The 19,742-nt window shown below is 49.4% G+C and carries 20 protein-coding genes; all 20 read right to left on the bottom strand.

Annotation, left to right across the window (positions count from 1 at the left end; genetic code table 11):
* A partial coding sequence (locus tag OEM52_07040; protein MDK9699879.1) for a Mur ligase domain-containing protein occupies positions 1-686 on the bottom strand: 686 nt, incomplete at its 3' end.
* On the bottom strand, positions 683-1,480 hold the full coding sequence (locus tag OEM52_07045; protein MDK9699880.1) for a site-specific DNA-methyltransferase: 798 nt from the start codon (positions 1,478-1,480) through the stop codon (positions 683-685). The genes OEM52_07040 and OEM52_07045, both read right to left, overlap by 4 nt.
* Positions 1,447-2,130 (bottom strand): hypothetical protein, encoded by a 684-nt coding sequence (locus OEM52_07050; protein MDK9699881.1) that lies wholly within the window; start codon positions 2,128-2,130, stop codon positions 1,447-1,449. Before OEM52_07050 ends, OEM52_07045 begins: the two co-directional genes overlap by 34 nt.
* Positions 2,127-3,824, bottom strand: a complete 1,698-nt coding sequence (locus OEM52_07055) for a hypothetical protein (GenBank protein MDK9699882.1) — start codon at positions 3,822-3,824, stop codon at positions 2,127-2,129. Before OEM52_07055 ends, OEM52_07050 begins: the two co-directional genes overlap by 4 nt.
* Positions 3,821-5,767 carry a PBP1A family penicillin-binding protein gene (locus OEM52_07060; protein ID MDK9699883.1) on the bottom strand — a complete coding sequence of 649 codons (1,947 nt, stop codon included), beginning with the start codon at positions 5,765-5,767 and terminating at the stop codon, positions 3,821-3,823. Before OEM52_07060 ends, OEM52_07055 begins: the two co-directional genes overlap by 4 nt.
* Before the next feature lies 1 nt (position 5,768).
* Entirely contained in the window at positions 5,769-6,581 is an 813-nt protein-coding gene (locus tag OEM52_07065) for a hypothetical protein (GenBank protein ID MDK9699884.1), read from the bottom strand.
* Positions 6,578-7,525 (bottom strand): glycosyltransferase family 2 protein, encoded by a 948-nt coding sequence (locus OEM52_07070; protein ID MDK9699885.1) that lies wholly within the window; start codon positions 7,523-7,525, stop codon positions 6,578-6,580. The genes OEM52_07065 and OEM52_07070 overlap by 4 nt, the downstream gene beginning before the upstream one ends.
* On the bottom strand, positions 7,522-8,619 hold the full coding sequence (locus OEM52_07075) for a glycosyltransferase family 4 protein (protein ID MDK9699886.1): 1,098 nt from the start codon (positions 8,617-8,619) through the stop codon (positions 7,522-7,524). Before OEM52_07075 ends, OEM52_07070 begins: the two co-directional genes overlap by 4 nt.
* Entirely contained in the window at positions 8,616-9,059 is a 444-nt protein-coding gene (locus OEM52_07080) for a hypothetical protein (GenBank protein ID MDK9699887.1), read from the bottom strand. The genes OEM52_07075 and OEM52_07080 overlap by 4 nt, the downstream gene beginning before the upstream one ends.
* A gap of 93 nt (positions 9,060-9,152) precedes the next feature.
* A complete protein-coding gene (locus OEM52_07085) occupies positions 9,153-9,572 on the bottom strand; it encodes a glycosyltransferase (protein ID MDK9699888.1) in 420 nt (139 codons plus the stop codon).
* Entirely contained in the window at positions 9,569-10,966 is a 1,398-nt protein-coding gene (locus OEM52_07090; protein ID MDK9699889.1) for a tetratricopeptide repeat protein, read from the bottom strand. The genes OEM52_07085 and OEM52_07090 overlap by 4 nt, the downstream gene beginning before the upstream one ends.
* The gene (gene rseP, locus OEM52_07095) at positions 10,966-12,069 is read right to left on the bottom strand and encodes an RIP metalloprotease RseP (protein MDK9699890.1); all 1,104 of its coding nucleotides are present in this window, start codon (positions 12,067-12,069) and stop codon (positions 10,966-10,968) included. Before rseP ends, OEM52_07090 begins: the two co-directional genes overlap by 1 nt.
* 6 nt (positions 12,070-12,075) lie before the next feature.
* On the bottom strand, positions 12,076-13,248 hold the full coding sequence (gene dxr / locus OEM52_07100; GenBank protein MDK9699891.1) for a 1-deoxy-D-xylulose-5-phosphate reductoisomerase: 1,173 nt from the start codon (positions 13,246-13,248) through the stop codon (positions 12,076-12,078).
* A gap of 52 nt (positions 13,249-13,300) precedes the next feature.
* Positions 13,301-13,978, bottom strand: a complete 678-nt coding sequence (locus OEM52_07105) for a hypothetical protein (GenBank protein MDK9699892.1) — start codon at positions 13,976-13,978, stop codon at positions 13,301-13,303.
* Positions 13,975-14,775: a lipoate--protein ligase family protein gene (locus OEM52_07110; protein MDK9699893.1), complete on the bottom strand. Its 801-nt coding sequence runs from the start codon at positions 14,773-14,775 to the stop codon at positions 13,975-13,977. Before OEM52_07110 ends, OEM52_07105 begins: the two co-directional genes overlap by 4 nt.
* The gene (gene lpxA, locus OEM52_07115) at positions 14,753-15,586 is read right to left on the bottom strand and encodes an acyl-ACP--UDP-N-acetylglucosamine O-acyltransferase (protein ID MDK9699894.1); all 834 of its coding nucleotides are present in this window, start codon (positions 15,584-15,586) and stop codon (positions 14,753-14,755) included. Before lpxA ends, OEM52_07110 begins: the two co-directional genes overlap by 23 nt.
* A 15-nt stretch (positions 15,587-15,601) precedes the next feature.
* Entirely contained in the window at positions 15,602-17,011 is a 1,410-nt protein-coding gene (locus tag OEM52_07120; protein MDK9699895.1) for a bifunctional UDP-3-O-[3-hydroxymyristoyl] N-acetylglucosamine deacetylase/3-hydroxyacyl-ACP dehydratase, read from the bottom strand.
* Positions 17,008-18,021, bottom strand: coding sequence for a UDP-3-O-(3-hydroxymyristoyl)glucosamine N-acyltransferase (gene lpxD, locus OEM52_07125; GenBank protein MDK9699896.1), 1,014 nt, complete (start codon positions 18,019-18,021; stop codon positions 17,008-17,010). Before lpxD ends, OEM52_07120 begins: the two co-directional genes overlap by 4 nt.
* 44 nt (positions 18,022-18,065) lie before the next feature.
* Positions 18,066-18,584, bottom strand: a complete 519-nt coding sequence (locus tag OEM52_07130; GenBank protein MDK9699897.1) for an OmpH family outer membrane protein — start codon at positions 18,582-18,584, stop codon at positions 18,066-18,068.
* A 21-nt stretch (positions 18,585-18,605) separates the two neighbouring features.
* Positions 18,606-19,742 (bottom strand): BamA/TamA family outer membrane protein (locus OEM52_07135; GenBank protein ID MDK9699898.1); only part of this gene is annotated, 1,137 nt, incomplete at its 5' end.

The following is a 19,742-nucleotide window of genomic DNA, read 5'->3' on the forward strand; positions in this document are numbered from 1 at the left end:
GCATTATACACCAGCAAGCCATTGGCGGGAATCGTCAAAGCTAATCGTCGAAACGCCAATTCGATTTCCTCAATCGATGAAAAAATATCAGCGTGATCAAATTCCAAATTCAACATTGCCACTACGTGAGGCACGTAATGTAAGAACTTTGACCGTTTATCGAAATACGCCGTGTCGTACTCATCCCCTTCGATGACAAAGTACTCGCTATCGGTTAACCGTGCTCCGGAGGTAAAATTCTTCGGCACGCCCCCAATTAAAAATCCCGGATTAGCTCCTACAGAATCGAGCAGATGCGCTACCAGACTCGTGGTCGATGTCTTACCATGAGTACCCGCAATTACAATCGGTTTTCGCGGCAGTAGAATCTCCCACCGCAATAATTCCGGCACTGAGCAATACTTCATCCTTCGTTCGAGCATCGCTTCTAATTCAGGATTCCCCCGCGAAATGGCATTCCCGACCACAACAATCGTTGCGGGGTCAATGGGTAAATTTTCCGGACGATAGGGCGATTGTACCGCAATATTGTTTTCTGCAAGAACGGTCGACATCGGCGGGTATATCGCATCGTCGGAGCCGCTGACGATGTCACCTCGCGATTTGAGCAGCAGAGCCACACCTGCCATCGCAGTGCCGGCAATGCCAAGAAAATGATATTTTTTCACAGTGGTGGTGGTTATCACGAAACGGGAACTCCATTTCGTTCGGGTTGGATATCGGGTTGTACTATTGCTTCTTTTAATCGTTCTTGAACGACATCGAAGTACTCGCCGTTCATCTCCATTCCGTAGAAATAGTGCCCCAGCGATGTTGCTGCAACACCGGTCGTACCGCTTCCCATGAACGGATCGAGTACGATTTCCGGCTCGTGTTCGTATTCGCCGAACTTTCTCGGATAGGTAGACTTATCGATCAAGATTTTTAAAAGATCTACTGGTTTCTCGGTCGGATGTTTTAGACGAATCGATGCAATGCGCGGTACCTCAATTACATTCGAGATGCGCGGTTCCATCAAATTCTTGCGACCCTTCGATGCGAATATTATCCATTCATCCTGAGGGGCGTAATCGCCGCGTAAATCGCCGCTGCCGTGATTATCCTTCACCCATATCAGCGTACGTTTCATGGTAAAGCCGGCTTCTTTCAGATTGCTAAAAAAATCTGGATAGGTATCCCAGCGACAAAAACAATAAATATGCGTTTTCGGTTTTAACACCCGGAACATTTGTTTACAGAATTCGGGAATCCAATCGATACAATCGTCGAGGGCAATATTGGCAAACTTTGGCATCGCAACCCGGCGATTCGAGCGATAGCTAATCGCGTACGGTGGATCGGTTACCACGAGATCGACCGATTCATTATCAATCTGTTGTAGTAGAATGCGGTTATCGCCAAGCCAAAGCCGGCTCCCTGCCACTGCTTCAGCGATGTGATCAACGCTTACGTTTTTGGGGATGTTCGGTACGCGCGCCATCGATTGATTGTGTCGATTCCTTGTAATGAGTTTTGGAGAAAGTCTTCGGAGATTTCGTTCGCGATTTTCGCGAATGCGCGATACGGTGTTTGAAACTCAGGATCGTTCAGAAATTCCCCGCGTTCCTTACCCGTTAAGAGCACACCCGCGCCGCCGCCCAGCAAATACAATAAGGGCATCTCACTACTTGCCCCGAGGATTTCTCCCGCTGTAAATGCTTCCGGTGACGATCCGAATTTCTGTTTTGCAAGACCCGGCGTAACAATACGAAGTCCAACATCCGAGTCGCTACACCAGCCGTATTCGATAACAATTGTCGACGATGGAGCCGAAAATTGGAAAGGCGCATCGGCGAGTACGATGTCAAAACTCTCGCGTATAGTGTACGACTCCGCAGACTCTCTTGTCAACTGCAAAACCGTTGGGTGCAATTCTCCCGGCGTTCGCAGCTGGATTTCATCAGGGAGATCCGAACCTCGAGAGCATTCAAAACAATCGTCTTCGCTGGCAAATTCCCGCAATGCCTCATGCAAAGGAACCGATTTCCGTAACTGAGAGTGTTGAAGATTGATGCGTTCACTCGGGTGGGGAAAGTGCGACAGTTGCCCCTCAATCGTGAAAAATGGCTTTCCGAGAATCAGCCGTTTCATTCGCTCTGCTCAATGGTATCAGGGGAGACAATCGCAAATCGCTTGGTAAAACGCTCATCGATAAGTTTCCTACCGACGACTTGTGCGTCGCGTTTCGTGGAATAACGCCCAACCCGTAGTTTAATCTTCCCGTCCCGTTTCAATTCGCGGTAGAGATAAGCCTCATAGCCGGAGTTGCGTAACCCTTCGAGGTCGCGATTCGCTTCTTTCAATGTTTCGCGGTCACCTAAATCGATAGTATAGATTGCCGTACTATTCGCGCCCGGTTCGCTTAGTTGTGCTTCCGGAGCCAACGCGGGAACACTCGAAGGCAAAGTCAGATAGCGGTACAAGCCCGCCCCACCAACAATTAAAAGACCTACAACCCCCAACGTAACAATCCCAATGAGAATCGGCTTTGCTATCACCCAAATCGAGTCGAACTCCACGGGACGCTTCGGCGGTTTGGTTGGAAATGCAGACTTGGGCGTAATCGGCGGCACATACGGTTGTGGTTGCTCAGCCTTTGTTTCGCTGCGCCACATCGGCTGGGGAGCCATCGGAGCCGGTATTTTCGGAGTAAGTGGTCGTGCCGGAGGAATCGCTGGAATCCATGGTTTCGATTCTATCTCCGGTTCTGGTTTCTGAGAGGAAGAAGGAGCTTTCGGAGTATACTCGACAACCGGCTCCTCCAACATACCTGTTACTACTTCAGTTGCCGGTTCCGTTGGCACTGCGAAGTCGAGCGATTCTAATGCGGAAACTTGCTCCTCGGCACTTTGTAGAACATCCGCTTCACTAACTTGCGGTATTGGCTGGAACATCTTTTCGAGTAAGGGCAGGATTGCTTCATACCAAGTAGTGAGCTGTTCTGGTGTTGGCAAAGCTCGAACGACGAACGGTTCGGGAGTAGGAATTACCTCTAATACTGGGAGACTCTCCTGTACTGGAGCTTTGGGAGTAGATGGCGGCTCCGCCTTCTGCTTGCGGGTTACCACCTGCTGCCACTTATCGAATCGCAGATGCGCCGGTAACTCGATTTCTACTGCCGGTTCTTCGACCACTGGCTTTGTATCGGGAACAACTGGTACAATCGGTTTCGGCTCAACTTTTTCTGCTTCAAAGGTAACCGAAGTCCGAATCTGATAGGCTGGCGACGGTGAAAATGCTGGAGCAATCTTCGGTGGTATCGGTGTCGCCGGTTGCTCTACAACTGGTACTTCCACAGCGCGTGCTGGTTCAACCAAAACTGGTAACGGTTTGATTTCTGGAGTTACTTCAATTACTTCCGGCGTCTCTTCTGCTACGTACTCAGAACCTGTGACCAGTGCTTGCCATTGTGCATAGTACACATCTTTCGGATCCCTACTCCGAATTGTTGCAGCATCTTGCCATACCGCCCAGAACAGATTTCGTTCCTTCTGATTCCAACCATCCCACGTGCAGAGTGTCCAATATCGCCGCAACCGCGTTTGCTTGGGAGCTGCCATTTTCAACAATCGCTGGAGTCGCCAACGGGCAACCTTTGCGAGAAGCGAAAAGAAATACAGACCACCAAGGATACACGTTACAATGATAAGTGATCCTTCATACCGCGAATCGAAACCGCCTAAAATCGTACTCATCGCTTGAAATGAGAGTAAAAATCCGACGACCCATCCGACGAGAAACCGGATTACCCATAACTCAAACGATGTGTAAGGGCGTCTGCTCATGGTTGCATCACCGGAACTGGGGTTTCAGGTACAACTACAGTTATTGAATCAGACTCTCCGCCACCACCATGTACTTTTCGCAGGGAAAATCCGCTAACATCGTCAAATTGTCCAGGGGTGCGGTCTTGATAGGCTGCTTTCAATACATCCGCAAACACTGGTCCACAGATGTCGCCGCCAGTCCACCCTTTGCGATTTTTCCCAATAAGTTGCCGGTTATCGTCGAAGCCAATCCAGACTGCCACGGCATATTCCGCAGTAAATCCAACAAACCAAACATCGCGATGATCGTTGCTCGTTCCAGTCTTTCCGGCGCACGGGCCTTTGAAACCGGCTTTACGAACGGTGTATCCGGTGCCGCCGTCAACCACGCCCCGCATCATATCTCGCATCATGTACACGTCGCCGGAATTCACCAACCGTTCGGGATTCGCTTTGAATTGATACACCGGTTTCCCATCCTGATCGAAGATGGTTCGGAAGCCAGTCACTTCACGTCGTTCACCCAATCGTCGGATTGATGCATAGGCGCCTGCCATTTCGAGCGGAGACACTGCCGTAGCTCCCAATGCTAACGAGTATGTATTAAAGAGCGTAGAGGTGATTCCCAGCTTTTTCGCATTCGCTACCACCGAATCCGGTGTAGTCTGCATGATCAGCGAAACCGACACCGTATTCAACGATAACTGGAGCGCTTTCTTTAATACCAATTCGCCGTGATATTTATCGTCGAAGTTTTTCGGTTCCCAGACTGTATCGTCTACCGCAACCTGTAATGGCGCGTCGACAACGATATCGTCCGGTTTCAAACCCAATTGCGTTATCGCTGTGAAGTACACGAACGGCTTGAAACTTGAACCCGGCGGTCGATTGTTTGAGATCGCTCGATTGAATTGACTCTCCTGATAATCGCGTCCGCCCGACATCGCCAAAATTTCGTTGGTTTTCGCATCAAGCACGACAATCGCACCTTGCAACGGTTCGCCGCTCGCTGAATCCTTCGTTGCTTTCAATTCCCCTTGATACTTCTCCAAATAGCGCCGCAGAATTTGCTGGACTTCCGATTGCAACCGGTAATCCAATGTCGTATTCACTTGAATGCCGCCTGCATACAACAAATCAAGCGACAACATCCCTTCCAACCGATCCATCAAATAATCCTGGAAATAGGCGACTCCGGTTGCTGCTGGGTAGCTCGCCTTCAATCGGATCGAATCGGAAAGCGCTTGTTGCGCTTCTGCTTCACTTACCATGCCGGTCGCAACCATTTCACTTAGAATGTATGTCATGCGTTGCCGCGCCCGTTCGGGATACCGAAATGGATTTAGTCGCGAAGGCGCATTCGGTAATCCGGCAAGCATCGCCGCTTCTGCAAGGGACAATTCACTGGCTCGCTTCGAAAAATATGATTGCGCTGCCGCTTCAACACCGTATGCTCCCAACCCAAAGTACACCGAGTTACAGTATCCTTCGAATATTTTATCCTTGGGAAACATCTGCTCTAATTGCAACGCAAGAAACATCTCTTTAATCTTGCGATCCCATGTCCGCTCAAAGGTGAAAAAGAGATTTTTAATCAATTGCTGCGAGATCGTCGAGCCGCCCTGCATCCGCTTCTTCAGCACCGTCATATTGATCCCGGCGCGCAGTACCGCGATTTTATCGACGCCGGCATGGAGATAGAAATTTTTATCTTCCGCTGCTAAAACTGCTTTCCTGAAATAGGGCGACATTTCATGCAATGCGACCGGAATTCTGCCGTCTAACGAACTCAACCGGCGTCCGGTACGGTCGTAAAACTCAGTCGGCTGTACCGAAGTCAATTGGTTTAAATCATCCGGTAATCGAGGCAACGCGGATGTGAGCCATAGGATGCCCACTGTCGACGCTATCACAACAAGCGTGACAAATACCAGCAGTGCGCTGCGGAGGGAAACCCACATCTTAGCCGCGATCCTCCAGGAACGCAGCGGCAATTGGATTCGGAATGAGATAGGAAATCGAAGTCATGTTCGGATTGGTATATTCTACCCACAACAGCGAATACGTTTCGTCTAATGCTGTAATAGCATAGCGTGAGATGGGGCGGCGGCTCAAAATATCTTCTCCGAAGATACTCCAAAGTAATTTTTGGTCGGCGGCGGATAGCTTCTGGAACTGTGTGGTAAGCTGTTTTCCCGGAAGTGGTTTGATATTCGTACTTGCTTTTGCCAGCGAGTCATTAACCATTTGACCGTGCATCGTCAAGCGAGTCGTCATATCGTTGTTAATCGCAAATCGCTTAAGAATGCGATTCGTCGAAGTAAGAAACGTAAGTTCGATACCCCGCCGCGAAGTAGAAGGACGCACGCGATCAACTTCCAAATTCATCGCCAATTTCTGCCACTCCTCGTCAGGAATTATTGATTCAGACAGATAAGTCGGCAAGCCGTCCCATAACGTAGCAAAACGCGTCAGCGACAAGGTCGTCGGCCGCCCCCGTTGTGCACGCATTAGCCATTGACTTAGTTCGCCGCGGACACCGGTCGTTAATTCCGATACTTCGCTCCTGCCTGCCGCCATCTCTTTCTCGACACCGCTCTGCCATGCCTGCCCGATTAGCGGACGCTCGGCATTATGCACTGCGAGATAACGTCCGACTATCCGCTCCACCACGGAAAACTGCACAATCCCCATTGCAAGAATCGCCGCAATCAGCAGTTTCGCAAAACTGCCGCTACGTTTCTTGGTATCGCTGGAATCGAATGGATTCTTCACGCATTCTCCCACGGAATCGGTCGTTTACCCCGTTTTACCCCAATCCACCACCCACGCATCGCTGCCCGCATCCCGGAAAATCGGTGGACGGAAGCCGCTCCAAACAAACTACTCCAAAATAACAAAAAGAGTAATCCCGGCAATCGCTTCAAAATTGACTGATGGCAAATCCAGCGGGCGAATGCCGCTGTCCGCAATTCGTATTTCTTGGTCGAACCTAACTTGCTCGACGCGCTAACCCGATGAAAAGCGAGAACTTTTCGCACAACATAACATTTTCCCGAATACTGCTTGCGAAGATTGTCCGATAACACAAAATCTTCAACATATAGCGGATACTCACAGTCGAAACCGCCAACTGTATGAAAATACTCACCGGGAACTAATACGCTACAACCGCTGGCAAAATCAGCATTAACTACGGCGCCGTCTTCTTCACCGGCATATCGTCGCCCATTTATGAGATGCTTCCAATTGTAATTCGATCCGAGTCCAAACCACGGAATAACCATTCCGCCATCGTACCACAATTGCACACTTGGCTCTGCAAACGCGATCCACGGCGAGACCGATACCGCATCGAGTGTCGCATCGCCAGCATCCCGTAGTCGCTCAATCGCGTCGACTGGATACCGGACATCATTGTTACTGATAAAGAGCCAACCCGCGCGCCAATTAAAACCGGGTTTGCCATCCCAATCGAAGAGGGCATTGTTACCGCGGGCAAAACCAAGATTCTTTGGTAATTTGTAAACCGATACCCGCTCCCGCCCTTCTACCAATCGTTCCGAACCGTCAGTCGAACCGTTGTCGATGACCAGAATATGATGCGGCGACACTGTTTGCGCTAATAAATCGTCGATGGTATCGACGAGTGTTCGCTTGCCGTTCCAATTCAATACGACCGACAGCACGGGCGCTTTCGCGGCAACTCCCTTACTCACAGCAGCTCCCGCTCCAGCGTATCTACCAAAGCCTCAAATGTCATAGTCTGCATCATTTTCGGAATCGCGATTTTTGCCTTTGCTTTGAGATTCGCATCGAAAAGCCATGCCGATATCGCTTTCGCTAACGCTGCGGGATCGTTGGGCGGCACAATCGCTCCGGTCTCCCCCTCCCGTACTAAGTCGGGCAATCCGCCTACTTTGGTTACCACCGCGGGAACGCCCGCCGCATAAGCAAGCGGCAACACCCCAGTCGACGTCGCATGTAAGTATGGTAATACCGTTACTTGGGCTGTCGCAAACAATTTCGGCACTTCATCGTCCGGCAAATACGAATCGATCCAATGCACCCGATTCCCTAATGTACTCATCTGGGTCCGTAATGCGGTGGAATCACCGTACATCTCACCGGCAACCAAGAGATTTACTTCCGATAATTCCGGTTGCTTCATCGCCTCAAGTAGAACCGGAACCCCTTTATAATCGCGGATCAAACCGAAATAGAGAATCGTCGGTAACGCCGGATCGAGTGGTGTTTGTAGTGGTTTATATTGTTTCCGAAACCGCTCGATATATTCGGGATATGCCGGGGATGGATGCCATGCTGCCTTTCCTTGAAAGCCCGCCTGACGCGCCTGTGCAATCTCCGATTGCCCTAATGTGAGTAGCCCGCTGGCACGCTGCAAAACTTGTTCCGACAAAACATTCGCAAAGGGAAACGCTTCGTGCGGCACCACATTATGACCGATAAGAATTGACTTTGTTCCCTTCGCTACGACAGCGAGATATTGCGGGGCAAAGAACGGATGCCAATACGGCAATAGTACTGCGTCGAATTTTTCACGTCGCAACTGCTTTCGCAATCCCGCCCACTTCCAAAATCCAATCGAATCTAAAATCGGTCGACCGATTTTCTCAGCGGTTACATCGGGGCGATACTGATCGCTGCCGGGAAACAAAAAGCCGGGATAGAGCCGCGAGTAATTCCAGCAATGCGTCTCGTGCCTTGTTTTGAGTACCCGGTAAATCGAATCGGTAAATGCCGCAATGCCGCCACGGTAAGGGGATGCGGGTCCGAAGAGCAACAGTTTCATTCGCGGAATTCGCCGCCATTCCGGAGCGGGTAGCGCTCGTCGCGCTGTTGCGCGGCAATCATTTCACCCAGTAATCCAAGCGAAACCAACTGTACCCCGACGAGAATAAACAGGATGGCAAGTAAGAGGAGGGGACGTTGTCCAATCGGTTGTCCGAATAACTTCAAGATGGTCAAATAAGCGGCGATACCAAACCCGGCAGTGCCAATTACAATGCCGACTCCACCGAATATGTGCGATGGTCGACGGGTGTACCGTTGCAGAAATACGACCGTCAATAAATCGAGAAACCCTTTGAGGAAACGTGACGCACCGTACTTCGTCTTTCCCCATTTCCGGGGATAATGTTGTACTGCCTTTTCTGTGACTCGAAATCCGCGAAGATGAGCCAACACCGGAATGTAGCGGTGCATTTCGCCGTAAATGCGTAGCTCTTTCACTACTTCCTGTCGGTACACTTTTAAGCCGCAATTATAATCGTGCAGCCGTAATCCTGCGACTTTTCCAGTCGCCCAATTGTACAACTTCGATGGCTAGGTTTTCGAGATCGGATCGTGCCGCTTCTGTTTCCAGCCCGACACCAAATCCCAATTCCCTTCTAAAAGCATACTCAGCAAACCCGGCAACTCTTCCGGCGCATCTTGTAAATCGGCGTCCATCGTAAAAACAAACTCGCCAAAAGTATTCTCAAATCCAATTTGTAGTGCCGCGGCTTTTCCGCAATTGTGGCGAAACGAAAACACCCGTACGCGCGCATCCTCACGTGATAATGTTTGTGCCAAAGCTAACGAACCGTCGTTCGAGCCGTCGTCGATAAAAATGAGTTCAAAACTGATTTTGGCTTGATCGAGCGTCGATTGAATCCGCTCTTTCAATTCCCGCAACGTTCCTTCTTCGTTCAAAAAAGGAATGACGATGGAAACGCGGGGGGGCGTTGTCGGTTGTGCGTTCATAGCGGATTTCGCTCTAATTTGAGCCGGACACTTTCCAGTGCCGGATCGAGGGTTAGTGCTCGTTGCCAGCTTTCGCGAGCGCGCGCTTTATCGTTCATGGCTAAGAAGAGATCGCCCAAATGCTCGTGAATTTCGGCATTATCGGGATCGAGTTCACTCGCTTTTTCCAAATCGGTCTTAGCTTCGGAATATTTTTTCTGACCGTAGTAAATCCAGCCACGCGTGTCGTAATAGCTGGCATTATCCGGTTCCGCCTCGACCGCTTGATTTGCCATCGTTAACGCTTTATCCAAATCACGGGTTTGGGTCGCTAACAAATACGCATAATTATTTAGTACTAATGCCGCCGCCGAATCAAGTTCCAGTGCCTTTTGATAAGAAGTTTCCGCTAAAGCGAACTCTTTCAATTCATGAGCAAGAAATCCGAGATCGAGATACAAGTTTAACCGGGTTGAGTCGTTCGCAATCGCTTTTTTGACAATTTCCATTGCTTCGGGATAACGTCGTTGCTGTTGCAACAAACGCGCTTTGAATCCCAACAAATCTACGTCATCGGGAAGAGTTTTCAACCCTTCCGTCAACAATGAATCCGATTTCACCGTATCGTGGGTAACATACGCCAACAGCAGTGAGCTACGCCACGCCCGCGATTGTCTTGGATCGGTCTCGATTGCTTTCTGAAAAAATGTTCGTGCTGCCGTGGTATCGCGATTCCCGAGTGCCGCTTCCCCCGCATCGATCCAACGGTCTGCCAAATTCGGTTCCAGTTCGGCAAGTTTTGTTAATACATCAGAAGCATTCTTCCAATCGCGGTTCATCAGATAGATGCCCGCTAATTTATCACCCCAAGACGCACGCATCCCATACTTCGCAATGCCATCGATATACATTTGTTTCGCGCCATCGCGGTTACCGGAAAGAAAATACATCGCTGCGATTTTTCCGATCGCATCCGGATTCTCTTTCGATAGTTCACGCCACCGCTGCAGCGTCCACCCCATCATCCGGGGATCACGCAGATTAAACGCCACCGAAGACATTAACTCGATGGTTTTCTCGTTATCCGGTTCCAACGACAATGCCCGCTCAATCGTTGTCCGCGCCGCTTGCCCTTCGTTCACCCTCAAGTACAATTCGGTTAGCGCATGATGCATCGAAACACTGTGCGGATCGCGGTCGATTGCCAACCGATACAACGAAATTGCCTGCCAGAAATCGCCCGAAGCTTCCGCCGTAGCTCCCCGGAGAACGTATTCCATCGCGGCATTTGAGGCATCTTCGGATACCACCGGCGGTGCTTTTGCCGGTTTCGTGCGAGCCGGTTTCGTTGACGAACACCCCGACGCAATCAGTGCCAGGAGCGCAAACAAGAGAAATGTGGGCTTCCAACGCATTAATCGCCGCTCCAAATTCGGATCACATCGTGATAACTGACAAACAGCAACATCATCAGCAATACTACTATCCCGACTTGTTGTATTGCCAATTTTACCCGAATCGATATCGGTTTCCGACGTATCGCTTCGATCCAAATCATTACCAAATGCCCGCCATCGAGTACCGGAAACGGTAGAATATTGATGATGCCAACACTGATCGAAATAAGGACAATGAAGCCCCAAAACGACGCCAATCCAGACTTTGCCGTCTCTCCTGACAGTTGCACAATCCCGATTGGACCCACTAACTCCCGTACCGATGCCTGTCCGGTAAACAACTGCTTAAAGCCATATAACGAACCCATCAGTATCGCACTGGCAACCCGGTGTCCGCTCTCAACCCCTTCCCACAACCCAATCGATTCGAAACGGTACTTAGGTGAAATCCCTATAAGCCCAACCTTTTCGCTACCCCCGCTCTCTGTCGGCAACGCTCGTTCGAGTGGAGTGACCACCCCACGCAATGTATCGGTGCCCCGTAGCCATTCGATAGTTAACGGTTTCCCTATCGTGGCATGAATGATTTTCGTAAGATCGTCCCAAGTCGTAATCGGTGAATTCTCTACCGCCAATATCCGGTCGCCCGCCGTTAGACCCAAACTGTCGGCAGGCATACTCTTTTGCACGCCACCGATAATCGGTCCTTCCACGACTGCTTTCCCTTGAGAAACTGCAAGAATAATCGCCACCAGCCATGCAAACACCAGATTCATGATCACACCGGCGGAAATCACCCATGTTTTCTGCCAAACGTTTTTCGACATGAATTCATCAGGTGCCCCGGACACCGCGGATTCCTCATCGTCCATCGATTCGTCGACGATGCCCGCCATCTTGACATAGCCGCCAAACGGAATCATTCCAATTTGGAAATCGGTGCCTTTCCGACGCCATGAGAATAACTTCGGTGGAAATCCAATACTAAAGCGTATGACGCGAATTCCAACCGAACGGGCGGCGATAAAATGTCCCCACTCGTGTACTAACACGATGAGCCCGATAACGATGATAAAAGCACCAATTTTGAACAGGAAATCACCTGCTGCGATTGCGAGCATATTTATCTATTCACTCCGAAATATGGGAAGAAATCCCTTTGACCATTCACGTACTTCGCGATCCAATTCAAATAATTCAGCTACATTGGATATTGTCGCGCCGTCGAATTCATCCAATGCTGTTTCAATCAACCGGGGAATCGCCCTGTAGCCGATTTCCCGCTGTAGAAATGCCGGAACGGCAACTTCATCGGCGGCATTAAACACCGCCGCCATCCCACTACTCCCTGCCATTGCCTGTAGTGCTAAACCTACTGCCGGAAACTTTTCACGGTCAACTTCTTGAAATGTCAAAGTGCCAATCGCTGATAAATCATTCGGAACCCATTCCGATTGCCATCGCTCCGGATAGGATAACGCATATTGAATCGGCAATTTCATATCCGGATTACTTAACTGCGCTTTCATCGAACCGTCGCAATACTCCACCAGCGAATGCACAATCGATTGCGGATGGATTACGACATCAAGCTCGTTGGGCTCTGCATCGAATAACCACTTCGCTTCGATTAACTCTAAACCTTTGTTCACCAGTGTCGACGAATCAATGGTAACTTTCGGTCCCATCTTCCATGTCGGATGCTGTAAAGCGCTTTCCGGTGTTATCTTCGCAAAATCGTCGAGTGGCAAATCACGAAACGGTCCTCCCGACGCGGTAAGTAGTAAACGCTTTACCTGACTGCGGGTTTCCCCAACCAATGCCTGAAAGAGTGCACTGTGCTCTGAATCGACCGGAAGGATTGGTGTTCCCTGCGCTTTCGCCCTTGCCATTACTAAGGCACCGGCGCAAACCAAGGTTTCTTTGTTTGCCAATGCAACTGGTTTCCGGCAATCGAGTGCAGTCAAAGTTGGTTTTACACCAGCCGCCCCCACCAACGCGTTTAATACGATATCGACATCCTCGCGGGAACATAGCGCTGCGACTTCGTCGTCGCCACTTCTCGCTTCGATGCCGCTCCCGCTCAATTCGCGTTGCAAATCGCGGTACGCCGACGCTTGCGCAATCACCGCTAACGTTGCTCCACAGAGCTTGGCGGTAGCCGCTAACTCCGCAGCGTTGCGATATCCGGCGACACAGGTAATACGTAACCGCTCGCGGTGGCGCAACACAACATCTACCGTCGATTTTCCAATCGATCCAGTCGCACCAAGCAATGCAATGCGTTTTACTGCGGTCATGAGAACAAACGGAGCCCATCGGCTCCGTTCCTTCGTACAAGAAATAAATTCATCAGAACGGGAAAAATCCGACGCCAACCATCAAGTTCGGCACAAAACTCGGTTTTTCAAATGTTGAGGAAGGCAAAATCAAACCTCGTAAAGTCGCTTGTAATCCGAACGGAACTGCCGGTGGCTTGACCCTTGCTTGTACCAAAACATGAAAACCGATTTTATTCGAGTTTTTCATCAAATCCGATGCAGAAACAGTTAACTCTTCCGATGCCGACTTCACCATATCTTTGATTAAGTCCGGTCCGACAACTGGCGATTGGATTTGGATACCGGCGCCCGCTCCAGCAAACAAGGCAACACCGGGAACCGAGAACATTTTGTATTTCAAGGTACCACTCAATCCAATCCGCGAGCTCTGCACATCGATATCATCGACAGTGCCCACACCGGATGTTTGACGGGTTAATTGAACAGCATACTTTTTCGAGACATACTCTAAATCGGCTTGGAATTCGTACTTACCCATCCCAGCAACAACGAATAGACCCATTCCACTCGGATTCGCTAATGAGTTGCGAACCAACGTCGATGTAGTACCATCGTCAAGTTGTACTTGCTTGTTCACTAACTCATCGGCTTTCCAATAATCGCCGACATAATTTATACCGATGCCAACCGCTGCAAAAGCTGGAGCAGCGAAGCAAAGCGCTAAGACTAACAATAGGAACCGTTTCATCCGACCTCCACAGTTTGTTTCGCTCGAACGGTAAATCGTTCTGCCATTCGTGACGCTTCTGCCAATTCTTCCTCGGTGATTTGCGAGCGTTCCAACTGATAACCAGCGCTCGAAACAACACCGTACATCCAATCCTGTATCGCTTGTGCACTAACTAATCGACCGCACTCTTCTTCCAACGTCGTCGCAACCGTTTCTTCCAGTGGCTCGTTTTTATTGACATCAATGAACAATTCACTCGCCCGAATTCGGGGAAAGGCTAATCGTAACGAACCATGCTGTAAAGCGGTTTTGGGGTATCGCCGTTGTGCGCTTCCCAACAGTTTCCTGCCCCGACACGCTAACTCGAATCGATTACCGCTTGCAAAACAACCATCAAAATTGGCACCCGGTCGTGCTAACGGCTCTTCAACCAATTCGACCGGAATGTCAAATCCTAACAGCGTATCCAGCCACAGCTCACCTATCCACTGGTACAGCTCCCATAATGCAGGTTTCCCTTCTTCATCGAGTGGAGCTGTAACACTATAGGTTAATACCTGATCGTGAACCACCGCTCGCCCTCCGGTCGGACGACGGCAAACACCCAATCCTAACGAACTCAGTTTATCGAAATCGAGTCGATTTGCTCGCTGATGAAAACCCAATGATACCGTTGCCGGAAGCCAATCGTAAAACCGGAACACCGGCTCTCCCCGTAGAGCGAACAATTCGTCCAACGCCATCTGCACAGCGCCGACACGGGGGACATCATCAATCCAGCGCCAGTGCAACCTACTTAAATTCATCGTCATCATTCAGGCGTTCGTGACTACCGCCGCTGCTGCGACGACCACCACCGATGACTCCACGCTTGGTCGAGGCATAAAAATCAAACACCATCTTGGTTTCCGGTGTTTCCGGAATTTCCTGCTTCGCCCGTTCCAATCCCTGTGTGATGTTCAAACCGCTGCGATACAAAATGCGATATAGTTGATGGAGTAATCGCAACGTCTTGGTATCGAATCCGCGCCGCCGTAATCCGACGACATTTAGATTCGAATAACGCATCGGATCGCCGATTGCCAACACATAGGGCGGCACGTCTTTCGGGACGCGATACCCACCACCGATAAAGCAGTGGGAACCGATGCGGACAAATTGATGAATCGGAACCAAACCGCCGATGTTCACAAAATCACCGATTTCAGTATGACCCGCCATATTCACGCAGTTCGCTAAAATAACATTGTTACCAACGATGCAATCATGGGCAACATGAACATACGCCATCAACATACAGTTGTTGCCGATGGTGGTGATACCGTGAGCTATAGTGCCACGGTTTACAGTCACATATTCGCGAATGACACAATCATTGCCAATTTGTGCAATGGTCGGTTCATTCTTGAATTTTAAATCCTGAGGATCGGTGCCAATGACTGCTCCGTGAGCTATTCGGCAACGTTCGCCAATCCGGGCAGCTCCTGTGATGAGCGCTCCAGTAGCAATCGTGGTATAAGCGCCAATCACCGCACCTTCACTGACAATCGTGTGTGCACCAATTTTTACGCCGTCGTGCAGCTCCGCTTTCGGATCGACGATGGCACTGGGATGAATTTCTATCATTTTCGACTCGCTAACTTACCGTGGTACTGGATTGCGATCGACAATCACCGCCTGCATTTCCGCTTCTGCAACCAGAGTATTTGCTACGTAGGCGGTACCTTTCATTTTACAAATGCCGCGACGGAAATAATTCATCTCTACTTTGATGAAAAGTTGATCGCCCGGCGTTACCGTTCGCTTGAATTTTACATTATCCAAGCCAGTGAAATAGACCAATTTTTCAGACGGATTGTCTGACGAATTTAAAAGCAGGATGCCGCCCACTTGCCCCATTGCTTCAACGATAAGAACCCCTGGCATGATCGGACGACCGGGAAAATGTCCTTGAAAAAACGGTTCGTTGATTGTGACATTCTTCACACCAGTGACAAATTCACCCGGTGTCAGTTCAAGTATTCGATCTACTAACAAGAAAGGGAAGCGATGGGGAAGAATTTTCTCGATGGCTTCGATATCGAAGACGAAATCTCGCGAGGACTTCACTTGATACTTTTTCACCATCTGCTCGGTCTGCTGCATTTTCCGCAGCATTTTTGCCAACTCAACATGAGCGGCATGCCCGGCTCTCGCAGCGAGGATATGTCCGCGAATCGGCATTCCCAACAACGCTAAATCACCGATCAGATCGACGACTTTGTGCCGTACCGGCTCGTTGTAAAACCGTAACTCACTGTTACCAAGAATCCCGTTGTCGCCAATCCCAGTGGTGTCTGGTATACCAAACAATCGCTTGAGTTGACTGAAGTCATGCTCTTTGATGGGACGGTCGATAAAAACCAGTGCGTTATCATACATCCCGCCTTGAATTAATCCACGCTCTTTCAGTTGTTCAACTTCACTCAAAAGACAGAATGTCCGTGCTGCTGCAAAATCTTCAGTGAATTCGCGCTCAAGATCGTACAGCGAGGTGTATTGTGTTCCGATTCCCTTATGATTGTATTCAATCATGTAGGTTACGCGAAACTCATCACTCGGAACGATTACTAAATCAGTGCGAGTCTCATCGTTATGGTATATAACAGGCCGATCAAGTGTAAAATACTGCCGCGGTGCGTCCTGGATAACGATTTGTGCCTGCCGCAGCGCATGAACGAATGGTAACGCCGAACCATCCACTCGCGGCGGTTCCGGCGCATCCAATTCGATTAACAAATTATCGATACCCAGCCCGTAGGCTGCCGACAACACATGCTCTACTGTACTGACTTTCGCTTCACCCCGGGAAAGCGTTGTCCCCCGCTGAATGTCAGTCACATAATCGATGAGAGCAGGAATCGTATCGGAATGCGGTAAATCAACCCGCTTGAAAATCACGCCATGATTAATCGGAGCCGGTTTGAACCGGATCGTGGCTTCACAACCGGTGTGTAGGCCAATTCCGCTTAACTCGATTTCAAACTGGATTGTCCGTTGTTTAATATTCATTTCGTATCGTTGCCCCCCTGCTCAATATCTTTAACCCGGGAAAACAGCGCTTCCAATTTGAGCAACAGTGCATCGATCCGCAACCGTTGACGGTAACCGATAGCAGGTGTTCCCCACAATTTCTGGGCGGAACCAATATTCCCGATAACTCCCGCTTGTGCGCCGATTTCATTTCGGTCGCCCACTTTAATATGGCCGCCAAAACCGACTTGCCCACCAACCCGGTTGTTGGATCCGATTTTCGCTGATCCAGAGATACCGGTTTGAGCAGCGATCACGTTGTGTTCTCCTAATCGAACATTGTGTGCTACTTGAACAAAATTATCGAGTTTCGTTCCCTTCGCGATTGTAGTGGCGCCAGATAGGGCTCGATCAACACAACTATTCGCACCTACCGAAACATCGTCCTCGAGAACTACCGTTCCTAACTGCGGAACGCTGTGATACACCCCCTGCTCGTTCGGATGAAATGCGAACCCTTCCGAACCAATCACTGCGCCGTCTTTAACGGTTACACGGTCTCTCAAAATCACCCGGTCGCGGAGTGAAACTTGTGGATGAATTCGGCAGTCTTTGCCAATTATCACCTCTCTACCAACAACCACATGACCATAAAGAATTGTACCTGCACCAATGTCTGTACGATCCCCAATAATGCTGAACGGACCTATCGATACATTCTCAGAGATTGCCACATCGCGACCTATAATGGCACTGGGATGAATCCCTGTAGGTTCCGGTAGTGGAGGATGGATTCGCTGAAGCAATGTAGTAAATACTTCGTACGGATTTCCGACCCGTACGACGCTTACTGCCAAAGCCGGTTCATCATGTTTTACAAGAATCGCGGCGGCATTGCTTTGCTCAGCATCTTTACGATATCGCGGATCGCTCAGAAATGAGAGCTCGTTGGCGCCAGCTTCTTCTAAACGTGCCAAACGCTCGATGGCTTTATCTTCGCCTTCGAGCGTTCCGCCGAACTCGTTTGCTATCTCGGAAAGTTTTATCATAACACCCGGTGGGTGATCATATAGGATCACCCGAAACAAATCGATTACTTCTTTTGTAGCTCATCGAGAATTTTTTGTGTGATATCGTCGGTCGGCTTTGCATAGACAATGCTCCCCGGGACTACATCGAAAATGTAGTCGTATCCATCCAACTCACCAATTTTCTTGATTACTGCATTCACTTTTTCAAGAATCGGTTTGGTGAGTTCGGCGTTCCGTTGATACAACTTTCCTTCCGGCCCCCACGTTTCGCGCTGAAACTTTTCGTAGCCATCCATTTTTGCGCGAATCTCGTTATACTTTTCCTTTTGTTTTTCTTCAGTCATCATTGCCGACTGTTTCTCGAAAGTGTCGCGCATTTTTGTAATCTCAACTTCCATTCCGTCAAGCTTCTTCTTGTATTCGCTCTCTTCGGATTCCAACTGCTTCTGAGCATCAAGTGATTCCTGAAACTCTGCCATGATTTGCTGGCTGTTGATGTAAGCGATCTTCATGTCTTTCGCGAATACAACACCGGCAAAAGCAAAAATACCCAACACGGCAGCCAAAAAGAATTGTTTCATTACGTTAGATCTCCTATGAAATTAGAATCCTCGACCAAACTGGAAGTGTGGAATCCATTCCCCCTTCCGGTCGCCATTGTAATCGGTGTTATCGAAACCATAGCCGTAGTCGAGACCAATTAAACCGACCAACGGCATGTAAATCCGGACCCCCATACCCACCGACCGTTTGAGGTTGCCGGGATCGAGATCGTATGGGGAAAGCCACACGTTACCCGCTTCGGCAAACATCAATCCGTAAATTGTCGGAGATGGTACAATCGGGAATCGTATCTCTAAACCTTGCTTAAAGAACGACTTACCGCCAATCGCATAATCGCCGTCATTGGTTTGAGGTCCGATCGCCCGTTCGTTATACCCCCGTAGCGGAACGCCTAACGATAAACCGGAGCCACCCATAAAGAAGTAATCAATATACGGAATATTCCGGGGGTTCGCCGTTAAACCGTTCATAAAACCAAACTCAGTGGTCGAGTATAGAACGAATTTCCAAAATGCTGGAACATACCATTCACTGGCAATCGTATTCTTGAAGTAACGATCCCCGCCACCCAATGGTCCGCCTGCCAATGTCATCGATAACGATTGTACCGAGCCATTCGAGGGGAATTCCGAGTTATCACGACTATCGCGATAGATAACTTGGGTTAATGAGCTGCTTAACCGCCACGAGTTTTCTTCCAAATTATTCGCGTTACTCGCTTTAAATGACTCGGTGAAGTCCGAGTACATCGTATTTTCCAGGCGGTAGGTATAGCTGATTCGGAAATAATCATCCGGCCAAATCAATCGTCTGCCAAACCGTACACTACCACCATAGAGGGTTTCATTGTAACCATAATATGAGCCGCCGCGCCGTTGCGAAAACAAACTGCCACCCAATGATGTTTGCGGATATGTCAGATAAGGCTCGTCAAAACTGATAGTGAAATTTCGGTAGTAGCTGCCGAAACTCCAATCGAATACAAACTTCTGAGCGTTGCCAAAAAGATTCGGCATCGTAAAGCCAAGCGAGCCAACCATTCCGTCGCGTTGACTGTAACCGACTTGCACATTCGCCTGATCAGTCTGTTTCTCTTCGACATTAAATGTAATATCGACTTCATTTTCACCCGACGGTAAAACTTGCGGGTCGACCATATTAAAGAAATTCAAAAG

It is taken from the genome of bacterium (genome assembly GCA_030247525.1).
Classification (GTDB): domain Bacteria; phylum Electryoneota; class JAOADG01; order JAOADG01; family JAOADG01; genus JAOTSC01.